Source organism: Bacteroides sp. AM32-11AC (assembly GCF_003603515.1).
Taxonomy (GTDB): domain Bacteria; phylum Bacteroidota; class Bacteroidia; order Bacteroidales; family Bacteroidaceae; genus Bacteroides; species Bacteroides uniformis.
Genome location: NZ_QTNH01000019.1, coordinates 55,182 through 78,550 on the forward strand (window position 1 = coordinate 55,182; position 23,369 = coordinate 78,550).

The 23,369-nt window shown below is 48.1% G+C and carries 18 protein-coding genes; 4 read left to right on the forward strand and 14 right to left on the reverse strand.

Annotation, left to right across the window (positions count from 1 at the left end):
- Positions 1-59 precede the first annotated feature (59 nt).
- The 14 genes from DW800_RS17885 to DW800_RS17950 form a co-directional block, all read right to left on the reverse strand.
- Positions 60-776: a hypothetical protein gene (locus DW800_RS17885; protein WP_008665536.1), complete on the reverse strand. Its 717-nt coding sequence runs from the start codon at positions 774-776 to the stop codon at positions 60-62.
- A 24-nt stretch (positions 777-800) separates the two neighbouring features.
- On the reverse strand, positions 801-2,012 hold the full coding sequence (locus DW800_RS17890; RefSeq protein ID WP_005823796.1) for a porin: 1,212 nt from the start codon (positions 2,010-2,012) through the stop codon (positions 801-803).
- 29 nt (positions 2,013-2,041) lie between these two features.
- Positions 2,042-3,475, reverse strand: coding sequence for a di-heme oxidoredictase family protein (locus tag DW800_RS17895; RefSeq protein WP_117703501.1), 1,434 nt, complete (start codon positions 3,473-3,475; stop codon positions 2,042-2,044).
- A 109-nt stretch (positions 3,476-3,584) separates the two neighbouring features.
- Positions 3,585-4,736, reverse strand: a complete 1,152-nt coding sequence (locus DW800_RS17900) for an imelysin family protein (protein WP_117703459.1) — start codon at positions 4,734-4,736, stop codon at positions 3,585-3,587.
- Positions 4,737-4,765: 29 nt separating this feature from the next.
- Positions 4,766-6,148, reverse strand: coding sequence for a hypothetical protein (locus DW800_RS17905; RefSeq protein WP_005823799.1), 1,383 nt, complete (start codon positions 6,146-6,148; stop codon positions 4,766-4,768).
- Positions 6,149-6,462: 314 nt separating this feature from the next.
- A complete protein-coding gene (locus tag DW800_RS17910; RefSeq protein WP_005835322.1) occupies positions 6,463-6,672 on the reverse strand; it encodes a hypothetical protein in 210 nt (69 codons plus the stop codon).
- A gap of 66 nt (positions 6,673-6,738) precedes the next feature.
- Positions 6,739-8,097: an alpha/beta fold hydrolase gene (locus DW800_RS17915; protein WP_034528833.1), complete on the reverse strand. Its 1,359-nt coding sequence runs from the start codon at positions 8,095-8,097 to the stop codon at positions 6,739-6,741.
- Between the two features lie 12 nt (positions 8,098-8,109).
- Entirely contained in the window at positions 8,110-9,066 is a 957-nt protein-coding gene (locus tag DW800_RS17920) for an SPFH domain-containing protein (protein WP_005835316.1), read from the reverse strand.
- Between the two features lie 197 nt (positions 9,067-9,263).
- Complete coding sequence (gene xyl3A / locus DW800_RS17925; RefSeq protein ID WP_005835314.1) at positions 9,264-11,858, reverse strand: xylan 1,4-beta-xylosidase; 2,595 nt, start codon at positions 11,856-11,858, stop codon at positions 9,264-9,266.
- 88 nt (positions 11,859-11,946) lie between these two features.
- Complete coding sequence (locus DW800_RS17930) at positions 11,947-14,352, reverse strand: TonB-dependent receptor domain-containing protein (protein WP_119958247.1); 2,406 nt, start codon at positions 14,350-14,352, stop codon at positions 11,947-11,949.
- Between the two features lie 172 nt (positions 14,353-14,524).
- On the reverse strand, positions 14,525-16,159 hold the full coding sequence (locus tag DW800_RS17935) for a helix-turn-helix transcriptional regulator (protein ID WP_057282004.1): 1,635 nt from the start codon (positions 16,157-16,159) through the stop codon (positions 14,525-14,527).
- Positions 16,160-16,184: 25 nt separating this feature from the next.
- Positions 16,185-17,354, reverse strand: a complete 1,170-nt coding sequence (locus DW800_RS17940) for a MalY/PatB family protein (RefSeq protein WP_005835307.1) — start codon at positions 17,352-17,354, stop codon at positions 16,185-16,187.
- 85 nt (positions 17,355-17,439) lie between these two features.
- Positions 17,440-18,054, reverse strand: a complete 615-nt coding sequence (locus DW800_RS17945; protein ID WP_009037118.1) for a CPBP family intramembrane glutamic endopeptidase — start codon at positions 18,052-18,054, stop codon at positions 17,440-17,442.
- Positions 18,051-18,944, reverse strand: coding sequence for a prenyltransferase (locus tag DW800_RS17950; protein WP_009037119.1), 894 nt, complete (start codon positions 18,942-18,944; stop codon positions 18,051-18,053). The genes DW800_RS17945 and DW800_RS17950 overlap by 4 nt, the downstream gene beginning before the upstream one ends.
- Positions 18,945-19,031: 87 nt before the next feature.
- Here DW800_RS17950 and DW800_RS17955 point away from each other — a divergent pair, with 87 nt between their 5' ends.
- The 4 genes from DW800_RS17955 (at position 19,032) to DW800_RS17970 (ending at position 23,369) form a co-directional block, all read left to right on the forward strand.
- Positions 19,032-19,832 (forward strand): Cof-type HAD-IIB family hydrolase, encoded by an 801-nt coding sequence (locus tag DW800_RS17955; RefSeq protein ID WP_016272569.1) that lies wholly within the window; start codon positions 19,032-19,034, stop codon positions 19,830-19,832.
- 12 nt (positions 19,833-19,844) lie between these two features.
- Positions 19,845-21,587, forward strand: a complete 1,743-nt coding sequence (locus tag DW800_RS17960; protein ID WP_009037121.1) for an ATP-dependent RecD-like DNA helicase — start codon at positions 19,845-19,847, stop codon at positions 21,585-21,587.
- A 68-nt stretch (positions 21,588-21,655) separates the two neighbouring features.
- A complete protein-coding gene (locus DW800_RS17965; protein WP_009037122.1) occupies positions 21,656-22,270 on the forward strand; it encodes an L-threonylcarbamoyladenylate synthase in 615 nt (204 codons plus the stop codon).
- Between the two features lie 76 nt (positions 22,271-22,346).
- A complete protein-coding gene (locus DW800_RS17970; protein WP_057097207.1) occupies positions 22,347-23,369 on the forward strand; it encodes an AI-2E family transporter in 1,023 nt (340 codons plus the stop codon).

Here is a 23,369-nt window from a genome sequence, read left to right on the forward strand (position 1 = left end):
TATCAATTAGTCGTTGTTGTTCAAAAAAGTACCGGTATTACCAGTAAGGCCCATCATTATTACGGCTGTGCACCATCGTCAATCCAGTTGCCAATCAAAGACTGCATATCAGATGAGGTTATCATCTGAGAATGGTCTATACGCCAATCCGAGCTGATGTCCGTACCCAATATGAGATGCAAGACACTTTCTGACGCATTACCGGGCATAACCCTCATTTTACCGTCCACCGTCGTTGAAGCCCGGTTGACCAGATCAGCATGGCTATGTCCTTCCAGCAGATTCAAGCCACCACCCGGAGTGGTGCTAAGACCATGGCAAGCCGTACAAGTGGCATTGAATATTTTTTGTTGAATGGCATTGTACATACTTGCATCAACTGTTCCTGCATCCATAAGTATAGTATCAGCGATTTCAGTACATTCCATTGCCACCAAACTGACAATGCGCTTCCTCAACTTATTGATTACACATAGCTCGACAGTTGTCACCTCATCCGTTATGCCGGACATTGTCAACTGGATTTCATCATTATCCGATTCGGATGCCGGAACAACCTTTGAAACAATGGCATAATCGCTTTCATCATCAAATCCTGCCACTACCACACTATAGTCGCCCGACCACTTATCCACACCACTAATCCGGCCTGTCATCTTCACTGTGCGTCCTTCACCCGTGGCCACTACGGCATTCTCATAAATTCTCCCCTCATCGCATGCATGCAGACCTATAAGAAGCACGGGCAGAAAAAAGAAAAGAATGTATTTTTTCATAGACGAATCCTTTCCTGACTTCATTTAGAATGTATATTGAAGCATCACCGTGGCAGAGTGAGTGGCCAGACCTAAATTATCATTATCACGGTCGAGCTGCGTGTCGTGTCCCCAACGGGCTACATACTGATACATTGCCTGCAATTTCAGGTTGCATCCTCTGAAAAAGTAATTCATACCTACAGCAGGCATATTCAGGAAACCGTCGTCATCCGTACCGTTACGATTGAAGATATCGTAGCGTGCGGCAAGCTGTAGGCGGGGAGCGACAAAGTAACCACCTTGCACATAACCGCCTAAAAAGCTATACGATTCATTTATCTTTTGCCGTTTGGTGAAACCTACATTCATATAATAAGCTTCAGCCGCCAGATAGAGCTTGTTCTTCAACATGGCAAATTCCAACCCCACACGGGTATCATTGGTACTCTCATTTTCACTCTCCACATTGATAGAACCCGAAAGACCGAATAATATCTTATCCTCGTTCAAACGGTTAGGATTACCTTGTGTGGAAGGCATCACCCCCTTGGGCATATAAGTCAGACGTCCGGCATACAGCAATGAAGGGATATGCCAGTCATCACTCATCGTCTTTGAAGCTGTATTCACGGAAGCTCCGGTTCCATTGAACAAGCCGACTTCATAACCGAACTTATCTGCCACCAGACCGTGAATTTCAACACCCAGGTCAAATCCCGTACCGATATTAGGCGTCACGGCATTCAACGAATAAGGCAAAATTACAGAAGACGTCAGAGAAACCGGCAACTGGGGAAGCAGTGTTTCGCCAAGAGTTGTCAGATAGGCATGCGAGAATGGAGTCTTGAACTTTCCGACACGAATCGCAAATTGTTTTTTCAGCTGTACATCAAACCACGCCTGCTGTAACAGCGCTCCTCCACTTGCAGCAGCATTGATGGACAGATTGAAAGCTACTTTTCCAAAAGCCTTGCCAGTAAAGCCAAGTACGGCATAAGGAATGGAAAAACCCGAATTGGCAATATTATCTTGGTTATAAGCCTTATCCAAGCCTTCATCATCATACCAATTGAAATTAGCACTCGTTTGTACCAACAGATAAGGCTTGAAAACAAAGTCACCTTTCTTTGTTTCAATGGTAAAACCTTCTCTTCCGGCCAATGACACTACACCATTCTCCGTATCTTCCTCATGTTGCGCCATAGCGGTCAAAGGCAAAACAGCCAGCATGGCGACATATAAAAATTTCTTCATAATTACTTTTTATATAAAGCTTATTAGTTCTAAAGTGAATTTAAAAATGCAATCAGGGCATCACGGTCATCCTTGCTCATGTTCTTAAAGAGATTTTTCGATGCTTCTCCCTCTCCCCCATGCCACATTATGGCTTCAACAAGATTGCGGGCACGGCCATCGTGCAAGAAGTAGGTATGTCCGTTTACCTTTTCCTGAAGCCCGATACCCCAAAGCGGAGTAGTGCGCCATTCATTGCCACGCGCCAACCCACTTACATAGTTATCATTCAGACCGACTCCCATAATTTCGGAGCCCATATCATGCAGCAAAAAATCCGAATAGGGGTGAATTGTCTGACTTCCCAACCATGGCAAACGGGTACCGTTCAACAGCACGGAGCCCCGAGGCTTGGTATGCAACGTGGTGACATGGCAAAGATGGCACTTGGCTTTATAGAAATTCTGTTCTCCCCTTATCACCTGCGGGTCATTCACATTACGCCGTGCAGGAACACCAAGACTCTGCATATACAAGTCAACATCTTCCATATCTTCTGTAGAAACATCCAACTGGGCATAAGAAAGCCCCATCATGCTGCCTTGATTCACCTGGGACTGCCCCTCGCATATCTCTTCCGGATAGCGGCTATTGGTAACACCCATATCACTTGAAAAACCAAGTTCAACAGTCAAATCCGCATGTTGAGCCTTATTTCCCGACAGCCCCAAGCTTCTCACACCACGTTCGGTAATGTAATTGCAACGGCCACTTATACCATACTCCGGATAATTACTTTTTGCAGCAAGCGCTTCAATCTCCGTAGGTTCCAAAGCCATCATTTGCCCCATACCGACATGTCTCAACGGGATACGCACCGTACAGAACATATCTTCAGGCTTTATACTGTCAGCATACCATTCGGATATGGAATAAGCCGGTCTGCAAAGTTCATACTTCTCTCCGTCGGGAAAGGTAAAAGTCTCATAAGTATACTCCACAGAAAGCTTCCCCTCCGGTTTCACTCCATAAATTGCCTGGTCATGGAGGACACGACCATAATCCTGAAAAAACGCACCATTCTTGCGGCTTATATAAACCAGCATCGAGGAAAACCCGTAACTACCCGATCCACCTTCACTCCACAGCGTCGGTTTGGTACGGCCAGCATTACGATGACAACTGCCACAAGAATACCCCGCATAGACCGGGCCAAGACCACCTCCCATGCCATTGCTACTCGTACGCACATCATCGTAAAGCCCGTCACCATCATTAAAGCGACTGTTGTAAACACCCGACACCCAGTCTGCCGGTGAATCATAGGCCTTGGATGAATTCATGAAGATTGTGGACGTTCCGGCAGACAGAGCGTATCCTTCAGGAATCTCTATATCCAACACGTCAATCCCATCATCATCACAAGCAGTCAAACCTGCCGACAAACAAAGGAGAAGACATGAATATCTCATTAAACGATTCATCATCTTTATCTACTTTTTAATAATGGCATATCCAAACATGCCAAAGAAGTAAAGGCAGGATTCTCCAAATCCTCCCCTTTACTTCTTGAGTATTGTTTATAAATAATTCTTATTTAACTGTACGAGGCTTGCCATCCTTGAAAAGCAGGAATTCCAAAGTATGGAATCCGCGTACATTTTGGGCAGATTCAACTTTTGCATCATCATCACCCTCGCTCCATTCCAAATCGCCCCATTTCTGGGAATTCAGAATCTGGACAATGGCGTTCTGGTCCAAAGGCCAACTATCCATATTCGGGTCAAGCCCCAGCTCATCCACCGGCCCAAATAGGAACGCCTCACTTTCCTCCCAAGGTTCACGGGCTGTTATCCAAGCATTGCATGCCGTCTCAAAAGCACTGTTAGAGGGATTGTTGGCAAGAGCCACCACAGCGTCATACAGCGTACTATTCTTCTCCTTCAAATCCTTATAGGTAGGCAAAACCACAACATTGACATAATTTTCAACAATCGGGTCAAGTGCTTCATTGCTGTTAATGGTGCTATTGTCCCTGATATAAGGTTTCAACTCCTTATCCAATACACTTTCCAGTTCTTCACAAGCCTTGATAGCCGCTACCGTTTCCTGACTGTTGATATTATTACGGAAAGGTTGGGGAATAGCCTGAATAGCCGATGCTGCCGTAGTGATAGCTGCCGACACTTTCGTATCCAACTCCGCATTGACTCCAGCCACCAATTTTGAAATTGACTTGTCGCTCACCTTACCGTCCAAAGAGCCGTAATAGGCATTGCGGATTGAGTAAATATTATTGGTATAATCATCACGGGAATGCCAGCTATACCATGACTCAACAGCATAGAGGGCCTCTATAACATTGTTTGCCATATATTTATTATATGGATCACCAATCTTCGTCTCACCTACCTCATTGGAGATTTCAACACAACCGTCGATAACCTGCTCTATACAGTTCCAGGCACTTGAAAAGTTATAGGCACCATTATGAGCTTTGAAGGAAGTTGCAAAACTTGCCCCACCCTTATAACTCGTATTCCAAGAATCATAAAGATTGGTGGCATCTGTCTTCAACAAAGCCGCCACATTTCTCATGTAGTTGTGCCAACTTGCCGCATTCTCCGAATTATACTCAATGTCAGCAGGATTAACTGTACTGTTGTCATCATCATCGCTACAAGCAGTAGCCGTAAATGCCAGCCCTAATACCAAAGCTGTCGCATAAAAGAAATTTTTCTTCATCTGTATAAAATTAATTGATTACTATTCATCTACTTCTTGACAAACCAACCGATATAGGCAATACCGATCGAAAACTCATTTTCACTATTATACTTGCCAGTTCCAAAAACCTTGTTTGTTCCGATTTGGCGGGTAGTGTAATCAGCCTTTACCACCAGATTAGGCAAGGCATACCAATTCAATCCGGCAGTCCACATGCTTACCTGACAACGTTTCTCCATTATCTGGCTGGCCTCTCCCTTTTCTTGCGGATTATAATATTCATAACGTGCAAAGGGGTAGATAACCGGAACTTTCCTGTTTCCTTTGAAGAAAGCGCTGATATTCAAACCGGCCTCGGCTGCATAACTGACTACATTCTTTGCAATGGGGGTTATACGGCTGTAAGGAGATTTATTCGACAATTTGGTATTTGCCTCACTAAGCTTCGCTGAATTACCCAAATTTCCGTATACCATATTGGCACGGGCAACCACATATTTATTACGGTATTGGGCATCTGCCGTATAAATTCTTACCGGAATCTTACCGGTAGACGAATAAGTATCCGCTTTGTCAGAATTGGAACCGGCATCAGCGCAGTAATAGAACGAAGCACCTATACGCAACCCCGGAACCCCCTTATAGTCCAGACGAGCCACATAGCCCGGTGAAGTAAAGTTGTCTTCTTCAAAGATGCCTTGTTTGCCACTTGCTATCCAGGTGTTACGGTCAAAGCCATTGGCATTCAGACCGGCCACTATCATGGCCTGATAATCAAAGCTGGCATATCCTTTTCCAAAAGAACCAAAAAACTCGAGTCCGTTTTCATGCCACGTAGAAGGAAGGATGGTTGTCTCTCCTTCCGGCCGATAAGTTCCAAAGAAATTGATTGGTTCATGATGGGCGTTGGTCAATCCTACCGGGACAATGATGTGACCGGCACGTATGTTGAATTGTGGAACAATTAAACGGGTAATGTGGAATTGCTCGATAGCCACTTCGCCACCCTTTTCCACTTCCGTTTCATACTCACCGTTTTCCGTATTCTCAAGTTCATAAGCAGTACCCGTACCACCGGATTCAAACTCGATTTCAGCACCGAGTATCCATTTGGAATTGAACTTGTAATCCAGAGCCAACACGAAACGGGGTATAGAAATTGTATTCCTATGTTTGTCTGGATTGCCTTCAGGCGCACCATAGAAACGGTTAATACCATAATCCTTAAAACTTGCAACCATTTCTCCGTATCCACCGAAACGGAATTTCTTGTAGTTGTCGCCATCATTCGCTACTTTTTCCTTTTTCTCTTTGTCCGTTGAAATTTCCGTACTCTCTGCTGCAGAAGTAACTTTTTCAGGTTCAGCAGCCTGCAAAGCATTGGCAGAAAGCAGAAAACATAAAACGAATAAGCCTGTTAATTTTCTCATCTTTTATCTTAAATTTTATTGGGGCAAAGGTAGAGGTAGTTAAAAAGGAGAACAATACCTAAAAATTACGAAAAGAAGAGAAAGAGTAACCATTAGTAGGTAATGGCAGATTTATAACAACAAATAAAGATGAGAAAGGAGGGTAAGTGGTAAAAAGGACTATTAAAATGCTAATCCACGTAACGAGCACGATAAGCAGGGCCGTACCTTCCAGAATACGGTCAAGCACAGTGGGTTGAAAACGGACATTAGGGCAATTCTTGCCGGAATAAGGACCAAGATTAATCATATTATCTACGATTTAGAATCTGTTATTACGAATCCTCCTCTGCTTTCTCTTCAGACGGAGGAGGATTCTTGGACTTCTTCATCCGCCCACTCTTCCGCAATGCTTCAGCGATAATCCACTGAAGCTGTCCATTGGTACTACGGAACTCGTCGGCTGCCCATTTTTCAATGGCATCCATCGTTGCAGCATCCACACGGAGGACAAAGCTTTTGGTTGAAGTTTCTTTTTTAGCCACTATTTATTTACTATTTAACAATTTACGATTTACGATTGAAGTTACTTTGATATAACCAAGTACCAATCAAAGAGTATTCTGCTTGCCCCGCACGAAGGAGGCAATGTCATCCATAACATATGCTGGGACGGGCGAAGCATGGCTATACTCAAACGGAGTCGCCTTGCCGCTGCCTTCCTGCAACAAGTGATTCAATTTCGGATAAGATTTGAAATATGCATTCTTGCAGCGCAACAAACCGGAACGCCATAAACCGAAGTCTTCCATAGTCACCTGATAATCTCTCTCCCCTTGAAGAACAAATATAGGCAGCTTTAGTTTAGCGGCAACTTCCACCGGTTTGTAAGCATTGGCAAACAGCCAATATGAGCGGGGCTGCCCCAATGGCAAGGAAATCGTTTCATCAAACTCTTCCGTACCAAGCTTTTTGACATTAGCCAACTGTTGTTTCAGCTCATCAAGTTGAACCTTTACATTGACTGAAGAATCCGTCAAAGAAGAGGTATAATAAAACTGTTCCTCAAGAGCATCTTCAAGCGATCTTGCCAGTCCGGCAAGGATAATGATACCTGCCAAACCTTTCGAACGCCCGGCAATACGGGGAGCCAATGTACCTCCCAGGCTGTGCCCCAACACATACACACTGTCAGGAGCCAGCTCGGGCAAAGCCCTTACCTGCTCCACTATGGCAACGGCATCGTCCACGGCCTCAGTATCATAATCGAGTTCGCGACCGGCAGGAACGCAAGCCGCACCATATGCCTTTGTCCGTTTTTCATAGCGGACGACAGCAATGCCGCGTTTCGCCAATCCCCAGGCAAGGTCACGGAAAGGCTTGTTGGGACCTATCGTCTCGTCACGGTCGTGAGGACCGGAACCATGTACCAAAATAACACAAGGAACCCTGCATGCATCCGGACCGACTGCCCGCTTGGGCAAAGTCAACGTTCCGGGAAGCTTGTAGCCGTCGGCTCCCAGCGTAATATCCCTTTCATCCATCTTTGTCTTGTCATAGGCTACCGGTTGGGCAGTGCTGGCAGCAGGCGCAGGTACCAATCGGATTGTGTTCAGCGCCCCGTCAGCATCAAAAGCCACCAGAAAGCGGAGATTATAGCGTTCAAACTCCACATCGGAATAATAGATAGTAATTCCCTGGGCAGAATCGGTCTTCCATTCGCCTTTTGATATGGATTTACCGAACATTTTCTCCGCCTGCCGGAAAGAATCATTGAAGAGTGCCGGAGCCAGCTTCTCCTGCAACTCCCGGTTCAATGCCGCATGGATACTGTCACCTTGCCCTGCCACAAACAATTCATAAATGTGCTGCGCGCGCGCAGTATTCGCATCTTGTGCAAAGCCCCCATATACATTGCCCAGCAAGAGCAGTATAAGAGCCCATCGTCCTATAACCCCCATCTCTTTCATCCGTATCCTTTATCAATGGTTCAACGTTCCCGTATTGACTACCGGTTGTGCAGCCTCGTCCGCACAAAGCACTACCAACAGATTGCTGACCATTGCTGCTTTCTTGTCTTCGTCCAGTTCAACAATTTCTTCTTCAGAAAGTTTATGGAGCGCCATTTTTACCATAGAGACTGCCCCTTCCACAATCTTCTCGCGTGCCGTAATGATGGCGGATGCTTGCTGGCGACGCAGCATCACAGCAGCAATTTCGGGTGCATACGCCAGATAGTTGATGCGGGCTTCCACCACTTCCATACCCGCCATGGCCAGACGCTCGTTCAACTTCTGTTCCAACTGCTCATTGATTTCCTCGCCACCGGAGCGAAGCGTCAGTTCCTCCGTATCAGCCTCATTATCATCATAGGCATACTGACCGGCAACTTGACGAAGGGCGGCATCACTCTGTATCTTCACAAAGTTCTCGAACGCATTCATACGGTTGGCCACCGCATTACCAAGGCTCACCTGGTTGGCATTGCCTGCTGTGGGAGTGGATGCAGCCATCGTCTGCGAGTCAATCTCAAACATGGCTTTATAAGTATCTTTCAACTTCCACACCAATACCAATCCTATAAGTATGGGATTGCCAATCTTATCATTCACCTTTATCGGCTCCACATCCAGATTGCGTGCACGAAGCGAAAGCTTCTTCTTATTAAGAAAAGGGTTTACCCAGAAAAAGCCGGTCTCCTTGAACGTCCCTTTATATTTGCCAAAGAACACCATGGCACGCGCCTCGTTCGGCTCCAGCTCCATATAGCCGGCAAACAGAATGAACCATACCAAACACAAACACACCGAAAGGATCAAGGTAGGCACAGAAATGAGAAATCCAAAGATTATCACCGCCGTAAGCACTACCAAATGAAGGAACAAGGCCAGAAAGCCATTCATCTTGAAACCACTGAAACCACACTCTTTTGTTTCCATATTCTATAAATTTAATTGATATCATAATGATATCACAAATATATCAATTAAAATTAGAGAAGTACAAAGAAACAAGGGAGTTAACATATAGTATTAAGGATTATTAAGAACATGTATTCCCAGTATATAAAAATTCCGCTTGAGGGTCATAACTCACCCTCAAGCGGAAAACTTTTTTTGACTCTGTCAGTGATGTATCAAGGCTGAATGACAAAAGACCGGCGCAGCAAATCAGCAGTTTGCGAGCTACCGCCCACCATCAGTTCATAACTGCCTTCGGAAACGCACATGGTATTGCTTTGCGGATTCCACCACACCAACTCTTTATCACCCAAATCAAACTCTACATCGACCGTCTTTCCTGCCGGGATATGTACCCGCTTGAAAGCACGCAATGCCTTGCTCGGTCCTTCTACATCATCGTTTTTCTTCAAATAGACCTGCACAACCTCTTCACCGTCACATTTGCCGGTATTGGTTACGGGGACACTCAATCTCAATTTCTCACCGGACTTTATATTATCCGAACCAAGCACCACAGCACCATAGCTGAAAGAGGTATAGCTCAATCCATGACCGAAGGGAAAAAGCGGTTCCTGGGTCATGTAACGGTAAGTCCGGCCGGTCATGTTATAATCCTCAAAATCCGGGAGCTGAGACACATTGCGGTAGAAGGTCACTGGCAAGCGTCCTGCCGGATTGTAATCGCCGAACAATACTTCGGCTACAGCCGTACCGCCTGCCTGACCGGGATACCATGCCTGCAGAATGGCTCCACACCTCCCGGTTTCCGGCTCCAGACCGATGGGAGAACCCGAACAGTTCACCAACACCACCTTTTTGCCGGCACGGTGCAAGGCGGCAATCAGTTCCCGTTGGACAGCAGGCAACTCGATATCGGTACGGTCACCTCCTCTGAATCCGGGAAGCTCAACACCCATCTCCTCGCCTTCGAGGTTCGGAGAGACTCCTCCCACAAAGACCACGATATCAGCATCCTTTACACGCTCCACAGATTTCCTCACATCCACTTCATTCTTAAATCCAAGGTCGAAGTTCAGCAGTGCATCGCTACGGAAATATTCAAAATCCAATTCAACGTCATACATTTTTCCTGCTTGTACCTGCAAAGTATAAGCACTCTTCTGCCCACCGTGCTGATTGGAGAATCCTCTCACTTCCTCCCCATTTATCCGCAATCTCCCTGAGCCATAAGCATAAATGTCAAAGACCACCTCTCCCGACTGGTCGGGAGTGAATACGCTGTTGTAGGTAGCCGAGAAGTCGGTAAGGTTCACACCCGGAGCAAAAACCGTGGCACCGGATGTACAGAAATGGAAAGGAGTGGTCACTTGGGCAGTAGTGACTGGCTCACCGTCACGAGTCACGTTATTCCAGTAGCGTGCACTGAATCCGGGTTTCCCGTCGGCAGTCTTGCAACGGTTGAAGACGCTCTGTATCTGAGCTCTCTCCACCCATCCGCAGCCTTGTTCATAAATAAGCCGGTCATCACTCCCCAAAGCTTTTCTAATTCCGTCCAGAATGGTAACTGTGTGCGGAGGCATACCGTTATAATTTCCCCATTGCATCACAGAATCATTGGCATTCGGACCCATCACGGCTATAGTCAGACCTCCACGCTTCAACGGCAAGGTATTATCCTTGTTCATAAGCAGTGTCATTGACTTGCGCGCCATGTCGAGCGCCAGAGAATCGTGTCCGGCAGAAGCCACCACAGAAAAAGGAATGCCGGTCCAGGACACCTTCTCCGGCTCGTCCATTTCACCCAAGGCAAAGCGGGCCGTCAAAAGGCGCTTGACTGCTACATCCACTGCTTTTTCATCAATCTTTCCCTGCTTCACCGCTTCTACCAGGGCCTCGTAACTCGAACCGCATTCCAAGTCAGTCCCACTCAACACCGCAGCCGCCGAAGCGGACTCTGCATCAAGATGCGTCTTATGACCATAATCTCTGTAAAAATCGGCAATAGCTCCACAGTCCGAAAGGACAATACCGTCAAATCCCCACTCATCGCGCAAAATCTGCATCAGCAGGCGGTCGCTACCGCAACAAGGATCGCCCTCAAAACGGTTGTAGGCACACATCACCTCCTTCACTTTTCCTTCTTTCACCAAAGCTTCGAAAGGAGGAAGATAAGTTTCATACAAATCACGGGGCTTGATATTTTCCGCATTAAACTCATGGCGGTTCCATTCCGGACCTGAGTGTACGGCAAAGTGCTTGGCACAAGCATGCAGCTTGTCATATTTTCCATCGTTCGTACCCTGCAACCCCTTTACAACCATCACTCCCATACGGCTGGTCAGATAAGGGTCTTCCCCATAAGTCTCTATACCCCTTCCCCAACGGGGGTCGCGGTAGATGTTCACCGTAGGCGTCCACATCGTCAATCCTTGATAGCGTTCACGACTTCCCTGAGATGCATAGTAGGCATTCTTGGCACGGGCCTCATCGGATACGGCAGTAAATACCTCGTATACAGTCTCCGGCGAGAAAGATGCCGCCATACCAATCGGTTGGGGAAACACTGTGGCCAGCCCGGCACGCGCCACTCCATGCAACGCTTCATTCCACCAGTTATAGGGCTTGATGCCCAGGCGTTCCACCGGTTTGGAGCTGTCCATCATCAAGGACACCTTCTCTTCGAGCGTCAGTTCCTTCAGCAAAAGTCCGGCACGCTCTTCTGCCGGCAGAGATGCATTCTTGTAAGTAGCCTGTCCACATCCCGACAATAGGAAGAGTGGCAAAAGGTAAAGAAGTTTCTGTTTCATCATAGTTTTATATTAATCGTTGTTACAATCGCTTGTATCACAAAGATAAATATTTTCTTCCAATTGCCAACACGCAATAAACTTCTTATTATAGCCTCCTCTGAATATCCTCGTTACTGTTCCGCTGACCCTTACTACGTATATCACCACCGAAAGTATAGGATACACCGATACGGAAACTGGCAAAGGCAAACTGATTGTCGGCAATTATCTTCAACCCGTTGGACATGGTTTCCAATTTGGAATGGCTGACAAACAAATTGTTGACATTCAGGCTGAGGCTGAGCTTATTGTTCAACAACCGATAAAGCATACCTGCACTGATGCTGTAAGTGGGGCTCATCAGATAGATGCCCTGATACTGACGGGAAGAATAGGAACTGGACAACGTGGCCAGAAGAGTCTTCTTTTCATTGAAGAAGAAAGTGTTGCGCAGGCTGGCGTTATAAGCCCACCCTTTCTCCTCGGGAGAGGTGGTGGCAGCGCTGGAGGTGGTCCGGCGATAGCTCACTCCATGCTGGGCGTAAGTTTGTAGCCATTTGGTACGGAAAGTGTATGAATTGTTAAGCCCGAAAGCATGCGTCTGCATGAAATTCTCCCAAAGGAAAGAAGTCACATTCGTTTCGGCATCCAAGTCCACAACCTGGAAGAATACATCGTCCGAATAAGAATAATAAGCGGAAACATTGAAGTTGTTCTTCAACGTATATCCCAGTTCTGCATTGTAAGTGTAGCTGGGTTTCAAGTCCTCACGTCCGCAGGCATATGTATATTTGTTCTGATAGAACGGAAAAGGATTGACCATATTCTGCGACGGACGGGAGATGCGGTTGGAGAAACTGAAGTTCAGCGCATGCCCGTCTGTAGGCGAATAAAGCAGATAGACAGTAGGGAACAAGCGCGTATAGTCGTGCTTGTCCTCCGTATCCTTCGCTTCGGAAATACCGGTAGTGCAGGTGTGCTCCATACGCAAGCCCAACTGCATGGAAAAACGTTCGGAATATTCACGGCTATAATCAGCATATAAGGCATAGATTTGCTCCTTGTAACGGAAATAATCATCCTGCACCAGCGTAGGGTCCGACGTATCGTAATTGATACCGTTGCGAGTGTTGGTAAAGGAGACCTTGGCACCTGCCGTTATCTTGTACTTTTCAAAAGGAAGGATGAAATCAAGAGCGGAGGAGACTACATCCACCTTGCGATGTTGCAGATAGTTGTAGTCGAAGTTTGTACCCGGAATCTCCGTACCGTCAGGCAGGAGGGTTTTCGAGAGAAAGCCCATATTTTCGTCCCGGTTGTCACGCAGGTAATCCACATCCCAAGTCATTTTCTTGCCTTTGTCATCCCAGACCTTATCGGTATGAAAATTCAGATTGAGGCGGTCGGAACTGGTATCCTTGTCACTGTTGGAGTACAGCAAAGAATCCAATACGGCGGTAGAGGCATCGTAAACTTCCGTCCATGAAAGGGCGTTGCCCGGTTTGGGAGCACTGTGATTATAGATGGCCTGCATACCTACAGTCCAGTCCCGTTCCAACGATACGTCCACACCTCCCTGAAGGTAGAAGCTATTCATGTAATTGGTGTAGTCGGCACGGCTGTTCCAGGTGTTCTGCGGAAAATAGCGGTAATTCTTCTCACGCGTCTCATAGTTGCCCTGCGTAGTACCCCCGTTGAGGAAGGATGACACGCGCCCCTTGCTGAGGTTCAGGCTTACCCCGCCATATCCGTAATTGTCCTTTTCACCAGCGCTGTAGGAAGCGGAAGCCGTACCACCCACGTAATCTTTGGGGCGTGACTTCAAGCGGATATTGATGATGCCTGCATTTCCGGCGGCATCGTATTTGGACGGAGGCGTGGTAATCACCTCCACCTTCAGTATCTGGGAGGCGTCATAGGAACGGAGGTAATCTATCAGTTCATCTCCTGACAGCTTCGTCTCACGGTCGTTGATATAAACCTTGATACCCCCTTTACCTATAATACCAATACTGTTTTGTCCAACCTGCAGACCGGGCACTTCACGCAGAAGGTCGAGTGCACTGCCTCCGGCAGAGGCTATGGTATTATGTGCATCGAACACTACCCTATCCACCAGACGCTTGATAACGGGACGCGCGGCCGTAACGGTCACTTCGTCCAGCAAGGCAGAAGAAGATTTCAATGTCAATTCGCCAACGTTTTTGTTTCCTTGCAGCACAACGGGAACGTAGAGGTCTTCGCTGCCGATAAGGGTAATATGCAACAAGTATTCTCCCAGTGGCTGGTCAAAGGAAAAACAACCTTGTGTGTCGGTCAGCATACCGGTAATATAGATACTGTCTTTTGCCTGCTTCAGCAGCACATTCGCCACCTCTACCGGTTGGCGGTTCTCGTCCTGCACACAACCGGAAAGCCGGTAAGTCTGAGCAGGAAGCAGAGTTGCCATACTTGCCAAGGCCACCCATACCATCACTCTTTTTCTAACGTTGTTCAGTAGTTTTTCTTTCATCATGCGTTTGATTTCAATATTTCACACCTTGTATTTCGCTGATACAAAGGTAGGGGTAAAACATGCCTCAAACGGTCTATATCGAGGAATAAAAAGTCTATATTCCAAAACTACAAATCACTACATATCAACACTTTAATTTCACAAAAGTCTATATTATGCCTTTTCCGGTCTATATGCTGCCTATAAACTCTACGATGCCTTCCTTCTCCCCCATCCCCAGTTTCTTGCGGATATTCGTCTTTCGCTGGTAAATGGTAGGAATGCTCTGTTGTGTCACCACACTAATCTCCTTCGTCGAGAAGTCCGCACAGAGCAGGCAGCAAAGCTGCTTTTCTTTGTCAATGAGCACATCGCCAAAACAGCTGTCCATCTTTGTGTAGAAGTTATCATAAATCCGGTCTATGATAGGATACAAGTCCTCCCATACCAGCAAACTCTCTACCGGCAGTTCATGGCTGGTAATACCCGAAATGCGGCGAAGCAGCTCCTGATTCTGTGAGGTAGGTTGTTTAGCCACCAGCCGTATCATGCCTAATTGCTGCAACAGTATTTTCCGAAAAAACTGCCCGTCTTCCCCTTTCGACTGGTTCCTGATCGCATCTTCCAGCAACCGGGTCAGTGTTTCCGCCCGTTCTTCCGCTTCAATCAACCGGTTACGCCGGTTACGGATATAAAGGGACACACCGCCACCTGCAAGCACCAGTACCAACAGTGCCAGCAACAAATTCAGTTGTGCCTGCTTCCGTTCCACCGTCAGAATCAAGTTGGCTTGCGAAAGCGTCTCCTTCGACTCGTCCTTACGCCGGACAGTACTCTGCAACGCAGTAAGAGCATTGGCTACAGAATCATTATAGCGCGCCACGTCCAGCACATCAAACGTACGGTGACGTGTATAATCTATCAATGCCCTATATACCGCCACCATATTCTCTTCCGTCAGAAACCGGTTCCGGCCCTCGCCACGTTTCCTCTCCTTATTCAAATAGTATTCCGCCGAATCAAGCAGCCCTTCTTTCAAGAACACTTCCACTTTCACCAGATCTCCCATACGCAACTGCACCGGGTCGACGACATACTGCTCCATACGACGAATAGTAGCTATTGCACCGGAAGGTTCATCAAAAGAGTAAGCCTGCATCTGGGCATAGTTACGCAAATAATGCACTATCTTACTGGTATCTTCTGCCTCCACTGCCAGTTCTATGCTGCGCTCCATGTAATAGGATGCAGAATCATTCTTGTTCAGCCCCATGGCAATTCCCATAGAGAAGAAGCTTCCGGCTCTTGCGTCCAAAGCTATGGCGGTACGGAAAGTTTCTATCGCTTTCTCATAATCTTTCCAGACATACACATACCAGTATGCCTTATCAATCAGCATATCAGCCATTCTTCCCGTGTCCTGCAGCGCCTTGGCCAAAGCTACGCCGCTGTCAATGGCAGCTATACACCGTTCGTGCTCTTTCAGCCAATACCAGTACCAGGCTTTCAACTGATAGGAAAACAGATTCTTCGCCGTGTCGTTGCGGAAGACGTAATAATCGGAAGCAGGCAATATCAAGGAATCTTCCGCCATCGAGTTGTGCCGCTTATAGTGCACATAAGCATTCAGCCATCCATACAACAGCCTCTCCTCATCCGAAAGTTGCGATGGCCTCTCTATCTGTACCAGCAAGGCATACACGCTGTCCACATTCATATTCACCTGCTTTTCTGCCAGATGTAACAGATGTGCCTCATTCATCTGCCGGCAGGCAACAAGGCACAGCAACGCAAACAATAGTCCAAGGAAAGGTAATCTATTCATAATATAGGAGATATAGTTTTTTCTATCATTTGTCTGCAACCGCAGTTTCCAGTTGCTTCAGCGCCTGCTCCAACACCGAACGCGGGCAGCCGATATTCAGCCGCATAAATCCCTTACCCGGTTCACCGAACATGGTGCCGTCATTCAGTGCCAGGTGTGCCTTGTCCACAAATAGTCTCACCAGTTCCTCCTGAGTCAGCCCCAATCCCCGGCAGTCCAGATAAATCAGGTAAGAAGCCTGCGGACGTATCATGCCGATGCCCGGAATATGCTCGCGCAGGTAGTTCTCCGTGAAATCGATATTGCCCTTTATATAGTCCAGCAGCTGTTCCAACCATTCCTCACCATGCATATAGGCAGCAGCCGCACCGATATAGGCCAACATGTGCCCTTCGCTGAACTCGCCCGCTTCCATGAACTCCTGAAAACGGTGGCGGATGTCCTCATTGAGGATAATGGCGTACGAACTTCCCAATCCCGGCATATTGAATGTTTTGCTGGGTGCCATGAAGGTGAGGGAATTCTGCGCGGCAGCCCCCGAAACAGTAGCAAAAGGATGGTGTTTGTAAGGTGGCAGAGTCAAGTCGGCATGAATTTCATCGGAGATGACAAACGTATGGCTTTCCGTACAAATATCAGCAATCCGGCGTAATTCGTCCACCGTCCATACACGCCCGCCCGGGTTATGGGGATTGCAGAGAATCAATACTTTGCATCCTTGTATATCCTTACGGAAACGCTCAAAGTCAATCTGATACTGTCCGTCTTTCAGGTCGAGCGGAGAGTAAACCACTTCGCGCTTCATGCGTTGCGTCACCAGGAAGAAGGGATGATAAACGGGAGTCATCACCATTACCCGGTCGCCGGGATTGGTGAAGCATTGCAATGCGAAGGCTTGACCGCGGACAATGCCGGGTACAAAAGTCAGCATCTCGCGAGTGACGTCCCAACCGTGGCGACGACTGAGCCAGCTACAAATGGAAGTATACCATTCCTCACACGCAGACGTATAGCCCAGCACTTCATGTTCAAGACGCTTCCGCAAGGCTTCCATCACAAACGGGGGCGTGCGGAAATCCATATCCGCCACCCACATGGGGAGGAGGTCATCGCGTCCCCATACACTCTTCACACCGTCCCATTTCACGGAGTCGGTACCACGGCGCTCTATTACTTCATCAAAATTGTAAGTCATATGCTTGCTTTTTTATAATTCAACGCATCAATTTGTCTTGTTTTTATACGACCCATTACCGCCACCTTATTTTTGTAAACAATAATCATATCGGGAAAAATATAAATACCGCCACATCCCACACTGCATGAGACAAGATAATAGCGGCAAAGCGGTTCGGAAAGAAACGGTAAAGCGCCCCCCATGCCGCCCCCACCACCAGAGCCGCCATGACCAGCATGAAGTTGCAGGAACCGGCATGCACCAGTGCATAAATTAAAGTAGCCACCACAAAACCCGCATTCGGATTCCAGCGTTTGGAAAGCGTGCGTTGCACATAGCCGCGCCAGAAAATCTCTTCCGCCGGCCCTATCAGCAACAGCAGCAATGCTGCCAGCAGCCAAGGAGACTCTCCCTCTTTCATCCCATAAATGGAGTCCACCTGCGGACGGGCAAAATCGAACATCCAAGATGACACCTTGTCTCCCAACCAGAAAACGCCCCACAAAGCAACAGCAATGCCAAGTCCCAGCAAGACATTCGGCAAGCTCCACTTCACCTCCCGCCACCAGCCGGGATTGAACAAGGTGGCAAACACGGACAGTGTGAGCGCAGAACCGGTCATCATCCACCAGAAATTCACGAAAGGAGCCGTCCAAGGCGAAAACATGACCGTCCACAGCACGGCAGCCAGCAGAATGGTAAAAATCAGCTTCTTCATGACAGCAGACCGGCTACAACGAACGACAACGTGAACAGCAGACTGAACAACAACTGGAGTTTTGCAGTCATCTCATCCAGACCGGCTATGGCACTTTCTCCCTTTCCGGGAAAACGGGACACCACCCGTACATTGCCTATGGCAGGAACCAGTGCCGGCATCACCAGCAGGGTCCATAAAGGAAGAGTTCCCGCAGCTATCAAGCCGGCTATCCAGCCAAAAGGAAAAAGGACTTCGGCACAATAAACGTACATCGACGCCTTTCCTCCCAGCTTCATGGCCAGTGTCTGAATCTCTGCACGGGCATCGGTACGCATATCCCGTGTATTATTGGCATGCAGAATGGCCACCGTAATCAGTCCCACCGGCAGAGCTATCCACAAGACATTCCAGTCAACTACTCCCGTAGCCACATAGCAGGTGCCCAACGTCGGCAGCAAGGCATACGCCAAAAAGATGACGACATCGCCCAACGCACGATACTTGAGCGGTGGATAAAGCAACGAGCAAGCTGCACCGCCTATACCGATGTACAGCAACGGCAACCCCGTACGCCACAGCAGGCCGACACCCGCAACAAGGGCAACTGCCAGCAATGCCATCGACAAGCGGTATATCTCGCGCGGGGTAAACATCCCATCAGTCAGTGTCTTGGCGCCAAAGGTATCCCTTGCATCGACCTTATGCTTATAGTCAAAATAATCACTCCAGGTATTCCCGGCAGCGTGAAACACAATGATGTTCAGCAATGCCCAGATGCCGTTCACCCAGTTTATGTCCTGCTGCATCCAATACAGATATGCCAACGTCACCACCACCGGCATCGAAGAGGCGGGGAATGACCACGGACGCACCGCTATCATCCAATCTTTCAAAGAATGTTTCTTCATTTGTTATTTATCATTTATTTGTGCGCAAAAGTACGAAATATCTTCGCTTTTTTAAGTAATTTCGCGCACAAGATAAAAGAACCCCTTATGATAAAAGCTCTGTTTTTTGACATCGACGGAACCTTGGTCAGCTTCAAGACCCACGAAATTCCTGTTTCCACTATTGAAGCGTTGACTGCCGCCAAGGCCAAAGGCATACATATCTTCATTTCTACCGGACGTCCGCGCGTCATCATCAACAACTTGTCCGCCTTGCAGGAACGGAATCTGATAGACGGCTACATCACGATGAACGGCGCCTATTGCTTTGTAGAAGACACCGTTATCTACAAAAGCCCCATACCGACAGCGGAAGTGGATGCCTTGACAGCTTTCTGCCACGAACGCAACATCCCATGCATCCTGGTGGGAGAGCACGACATCTGCGTGAACCAGCCCGGCGAAGTAGTGGAGGAAATCTTCCATCGCCAACTGAAAGTGGACCCCATCGAAGCAAAGCCCTATACCGACAGCCATGCCGACAAAGCCTTCTTCCAGCTGACTCCCTTTATCAACGCCGAGGAAGAAGCAATCATCCTGCCCGCCGTCCCCCACTGCGAGATGGGCCGCTGGCATCCCGCCTTCGTAGACGTGACAGCCAAAGGAAACACCAAGCAGAACGGTATCGACCAGATTATCCGCCACTTCGGCATCAAGCTGGAAGAAACCATGGCCTTCGGCGACGGAGGAAATGACATCAGCATGTTGCGCCATGCCGGTATCGGTGTAGCCATGGGCAATGCCAATGATGACGTGAAAGCTGCCAGTAACTACACAACCACTTCTGTTGATGAAGACGGTATCGCCAACGCCCTGAAATATTTCGGCATAGTCGGGAATCCATCATAAATCTGAAATCTTTTGAGCTTCGTTCCCGATACCCAAAACAAAGAGTTTCAAGACGCCTTGAACCTCATCCAGTATACCCGTCAGTCCGTATTCCTGACGGGCAAAGCAGGTACGGGCAAATCGACCTTCCTGAAGTACATCTGCGCGAATACAAAGAAAAAGCACGTGGTGCTTGCACCGACCGGCATAGCCGCCATCAATGCCGGAGGCAGTACCCTGCACAGCTTCTTCAAACTGCCTTTCTACCCCCTGCTGCCCGACGACCCGAACTTCAGTCTGCAACGGGGACGCATCCACGAATTTTTCAAATACACCAAACCCCACCGCAAACTACTAGAAGAACTGGAACTGGTCATCATCGACGAGATTTCCATGGTACGCGCCGACATCATCGACGCCGTAGACCGCATCCTGCGCGTCTATTCCCGCAACCTGCGCGAACCCTTCGGCGGCAAACAGATACTATTGGTGGGCGATGTGTTCCAGTTGGAACCCGTCGTCAAAGGAGATGAACGGGAGATACTGAACCGATTCTACCCTACCCCTTATTTCTTCTCTGCCAGGGTATTCGGCCAGATAGACCTTGTCTCCATCGAACTGCAGAAAGTATACCGTCAAACAGACAGCAAGTTCATCCATGTGCTGGACCACATCCGCAACAATACCGTCGGCTCTACCGAACTTCAGCTGCTCAACACCCGCTATGGCACCCAAATAGAGCAATCGGAAGCCGACATGTACATCACCCTCGCCACCCGCCGTGATAATGTGGACTACATCAACGACAAGAAACTGGCGGAACTTCCCGGTGACCCGGTCACCTTCTACGGCGAAATCATGGGAGACTTTCCCGAAAGCAGCCTCCCCACCTCGCAGGAACTGGTACTGAAACCGGGCGCACAAATCATCTTCATCAAGAATGACTTCGACCGCCGCTGGGTGAACGGCACCATCGGCGTCATCAGCGGCTTCGACCCTATTGAAGAGACCCTCTACGTCATCACCGACGACGGCAAGGAATGTGACGTCAAACGAGAGTCGTGGCGAAACATCCGCTACAAATACAACGAAGAAAAGAAACAGATTGAAGAGGAAGAGCTGGGTACCTTTACACAATATCCCGTGCGCCTGGCATGGGCCATCACCGTCCACAAGAGCCAAGGGCTGACCTTCAGCCGGGTAGTCATCGACTTTACCGGCGGCGTGTTTGCCGGTGGGCAGGCATACGTAGCCCTCAGCCGCTGCACCTCGCTGGAAGGCATCCAGCTGAAAAAGCCCATCAGCCGTGCCGATGTATTCGTGCGTCCGGAGATTGTCAGTTTCTCCGAACGCTTCAACAACCGCACCGCCATCGACCGTGCCTTGAAGCAAGCACAGGCAGACGTTCAATACGTTGCCGCCGCCAAAGCCTTCGACAAAGGGGATTTCGGCACTTTCCTGGATGAGTTTTTCAAAGCCATCCATTCCCGCTACGACATCGAGAAGCCCAACGTGCAGCGCCTCATCCGCCGGAAGCTGAACATCATCAACCGTCTGAAAGAGGAAAACCGTGCACTGAAACAAGCAGCATTGGAGAAAGAGAAAGCCCTTGTAAAGTATGCCCGCGAATACATCCTTATGGGTGACGAATGCCTGAAGCATGACATGAAGGAGGCAGCCATGAAAAACTATGAGAAAGCCGTCACCCTCTGTCCCAAATTCAAAGAGGCCTGGAAGAAGATAAAGAAACTGGAGAAAGAGATGCTAAAAAGGTGAATCGCTTGTTTATAAGCCGATTATTATCTATTTTTGCATGTAATATAAAACTCAAATCCATTTCCGCCATGCTTCTGAAACTTTATGAAAAAAATAACAATCCCGCCGACCTGCAGCAGGTGATCGACCTACTGAATGACGGAGGTATCCTTATCTACCCTACCGACACCATGTATGCCATCGGCTGCCACGGACTGAAGGAGCGCGCCATCGAGCGCATCTGCCGCCTCAAGGACATCGACCCCAAGAAGAACAATCTTTCCATCATCTGCTACGACTTGAGCAAGGTTAGCGAATACGCCAAAGTGGACAACAGCACCTTCAAGTTGATGAAGCGTAATCTGCCCGGAGCTTTCACCTTCATTCTGAACGGCACCACCCGCCTGCCCAAGATATTCCGTAACCGTAAGGAGGTCGGCATCCGTATGCCGGACAATTCCATCATTCAGGAAATAGCCCGCCTGCTGGATGCTCCCATCATGACAACTACATTGCCGCATGATGACAATGAGGACATTGAATACTGCACAGACCCGGAACTGATTGACGAGAAATTCGGTGATATTGTCGATTTGGTAATAGACGGCGGTATCGGCGGTACGGAAGGCTCTACCGTAGTGGATTGCACCAATGGGGAGCCGGAAATCATACGCCAGGGGTTAGGCTGGCTGGACGAAGGATAAATATTGAATTCCGGCCACAATTTCCAAACCTTTTCAACTTCTTTTATGTTTCTTTACTAAGAAATACAGGAACTTTATGAGCACAAAAGAACAATACTGGAAATATTCATTGATAGCTATCATTATCGGGCTGGGAATCATTCTTTTCAGACAAATAGCCCCATTCATGGGCGGTCTGCTGGGAGCCTTGACTATCTATATCCTGGTAAGAAAGCAGATGATGTATCTTTCCGACAAGCGGAAAATGAAGCGCAGCATAGCTGCCACCCTCATTACAGCAGAGGCAATTCTCTGCTTTCTGGTTCCGCTTGGGCTGGTGGTATGGCTGGCTGTGGTCAATCTTCAAAACATCAATCTGGACCCGCAAGCCATTATAGCTCCTTTCGAAGAAGCGGCCAACATCATTAAAGCCAAAACCGGCTACTATATCTTGGGGAAAGACACGGTGGCATACGTCATTTCAATTCTTCCCCGCATCGGGCAAGCCATCATGGGAGGTATCAGCAGTTTTGCCGTCAACATCTTCGTACTGGTCTTTGTACTCTACTTCATGCTGATAGGGGGCAAAAAGATGGAACAGTACGTCAACGACCTACTGCCGTTCAATGATGACAATACACAAAACGTCATCCACGAAATCAACATGATTGTCCGCTCCAATGCCATCGGCATCCCCTTACTCGCCGTCATACAAGGAGGAGTAGCCATGATAGGCTACTGGATTTTCGGTGCTCCCAACATCTTGTTCACCGGTTTCCTGACCTGCTTCGCCAGCATCATCCCAATGGTAGGAACAGCGCTGGTATGGTTTCCGATAGCTGTCTACATGGCATTGATAGGCAACTGGGTTCAAGCTATCGGGCTGGCCATCTATGGCGGTGCAGTCATTTCACAGCTCGACAACCTGATACGCTTCATCATCCAGAAGAAAATGGCAGACATTCATCCGCTTATCACTGTCTTCGGAGTTGTAATTGGCTTGTCCCTTTTCGGATTCATGGGTGTCATCTTCGGGCCACTGCTCTTATCACTATTCTTTCTGTTCGTGGATATGTTTAAAAGAGGGTATTTGGATGCAAGGGGGAAGACGACGGAATAA

What these genes read in the sequence shown, in the direction of transcription:
- DW800_RS17900 (WP_117703459.1), bottom strand. Translation starts at nt 4,736, where the DNA reads ATGAAGAAAAATTTCTTTTATGCGACAGCTTTGGTATTAGGGCTGGCA.
- DW800_RS17915 (WP_034528833.1), bottom strand. Translation starts at nt 8,097, where the DNA reads ATGAAAGAGATGGGGGTTATAGGACGATGGGCTCTTATACTGCTCTTG.
- DW800_RS17920 (WP_005835316.1), bottom strand. Translation starts at nt 9,066, where the DNA reads ATGGAAACAAAAGAGTGTGGTTTCAGTGGTTTCAAGATGAATGGCTTT.
- DW800_RS17935 (WP_057282004.1), bottom strand. Translation starts at nt 16,159, where the DNA reads ATGAATAGATTACCTTTCCTTGGACTATTGTTTGCGTTGCTGTGCCTT.
- DW800_RS17950 (WP_009037119.1), bottom strand. Translation starts at nt 18,944, where the DNA reads ATGAAGAAACATTCTTTGAAAGATTGGATGATAGCGGTGCGTCCGTGG.
- DW800_RS17970 (WP_057097207.1), top strand. Translation starts at nt 22,347, where the DNA reads ATGAGCACAAAAGAACAATACTGGAAATATTCATTGATAGCTATCATT.
- DW800_RS17955 (WP_016272569.1), top strand. Translation starts at nt 19,032, where the DNA reads ATGATAAAAGCTCTGTTTTTTGACATCGACGGAACCTTGGTCAGCTTC.
- DW800_RS17905 (WP_005823799.1), bottom strand. Translation starts at nt 6,148, where the DNA reads ATGAGAAAATTAACAGGCTTATTCGTTTTATGTTTTCTGCTTTCTGCC.
- DW800_RS17885 (WP_008665536.1), bottom strand. Translation starts at nt 776, where the DNA reads ATGAAAAAATACATTCTTTTCTTTTTTCTGCCCGTGCTTCTTATAGGT.
- DW800_RS17930 (WP_119958247.1), bottom strand. Translation starts at nt 14,352, where the DNA reads ATGAAAGAAAAACTACTGAACAACGTTAGAAAAAGAGTGATGGTATGG.
- xyl3A (WP_005835314.1), bottom strand. Translation starts at nt 11,858, where the DNA reads ATGAAACAGAAACTTCTTTACCTTTTGCCACTCTTCCTATTGTCGGGA.
- DW800_RS17965 (WP_009037122.1), top strand. Translation starts at nt 21,656, where the DNA reads ATGCTTCTGAAACTTTATGAAAAAAATAACAATCCCGCCGACCTGCAG.
- DW800_RS17895 (WP_117703501.1), bottom strand. Translation starts at nt 3,475, where the DNA reads ATGAATCGTTTAATGAGATATTCATGTCTTCTCCTTTGTTTGTCGGCA.
- DW800_RS17890 (WP_005823796.1), bottom strand. Translation starts at nt 2,012, where the DNA reads ATGAAGAAATTTTTATATGTCGCCATGCTGGCTGTTTTGCCTTTGACC.
- DW800_RS17945 (WP_009037118.1), bottom strand. Translation starts at nt 18,054, where the DNA reads ATGAAGAAGCTGATTTTTACCATTCTGCTGGCTGCCGTGCTGTGGACG.
- DW800_RS17940 (WP_005835307.1), bottom strand. Translation starts at nt 17,354, where the DNA reads ATGACTTACAATTTTGATGAAGTAATAGAGCGCCGTGGTACCGACTCC.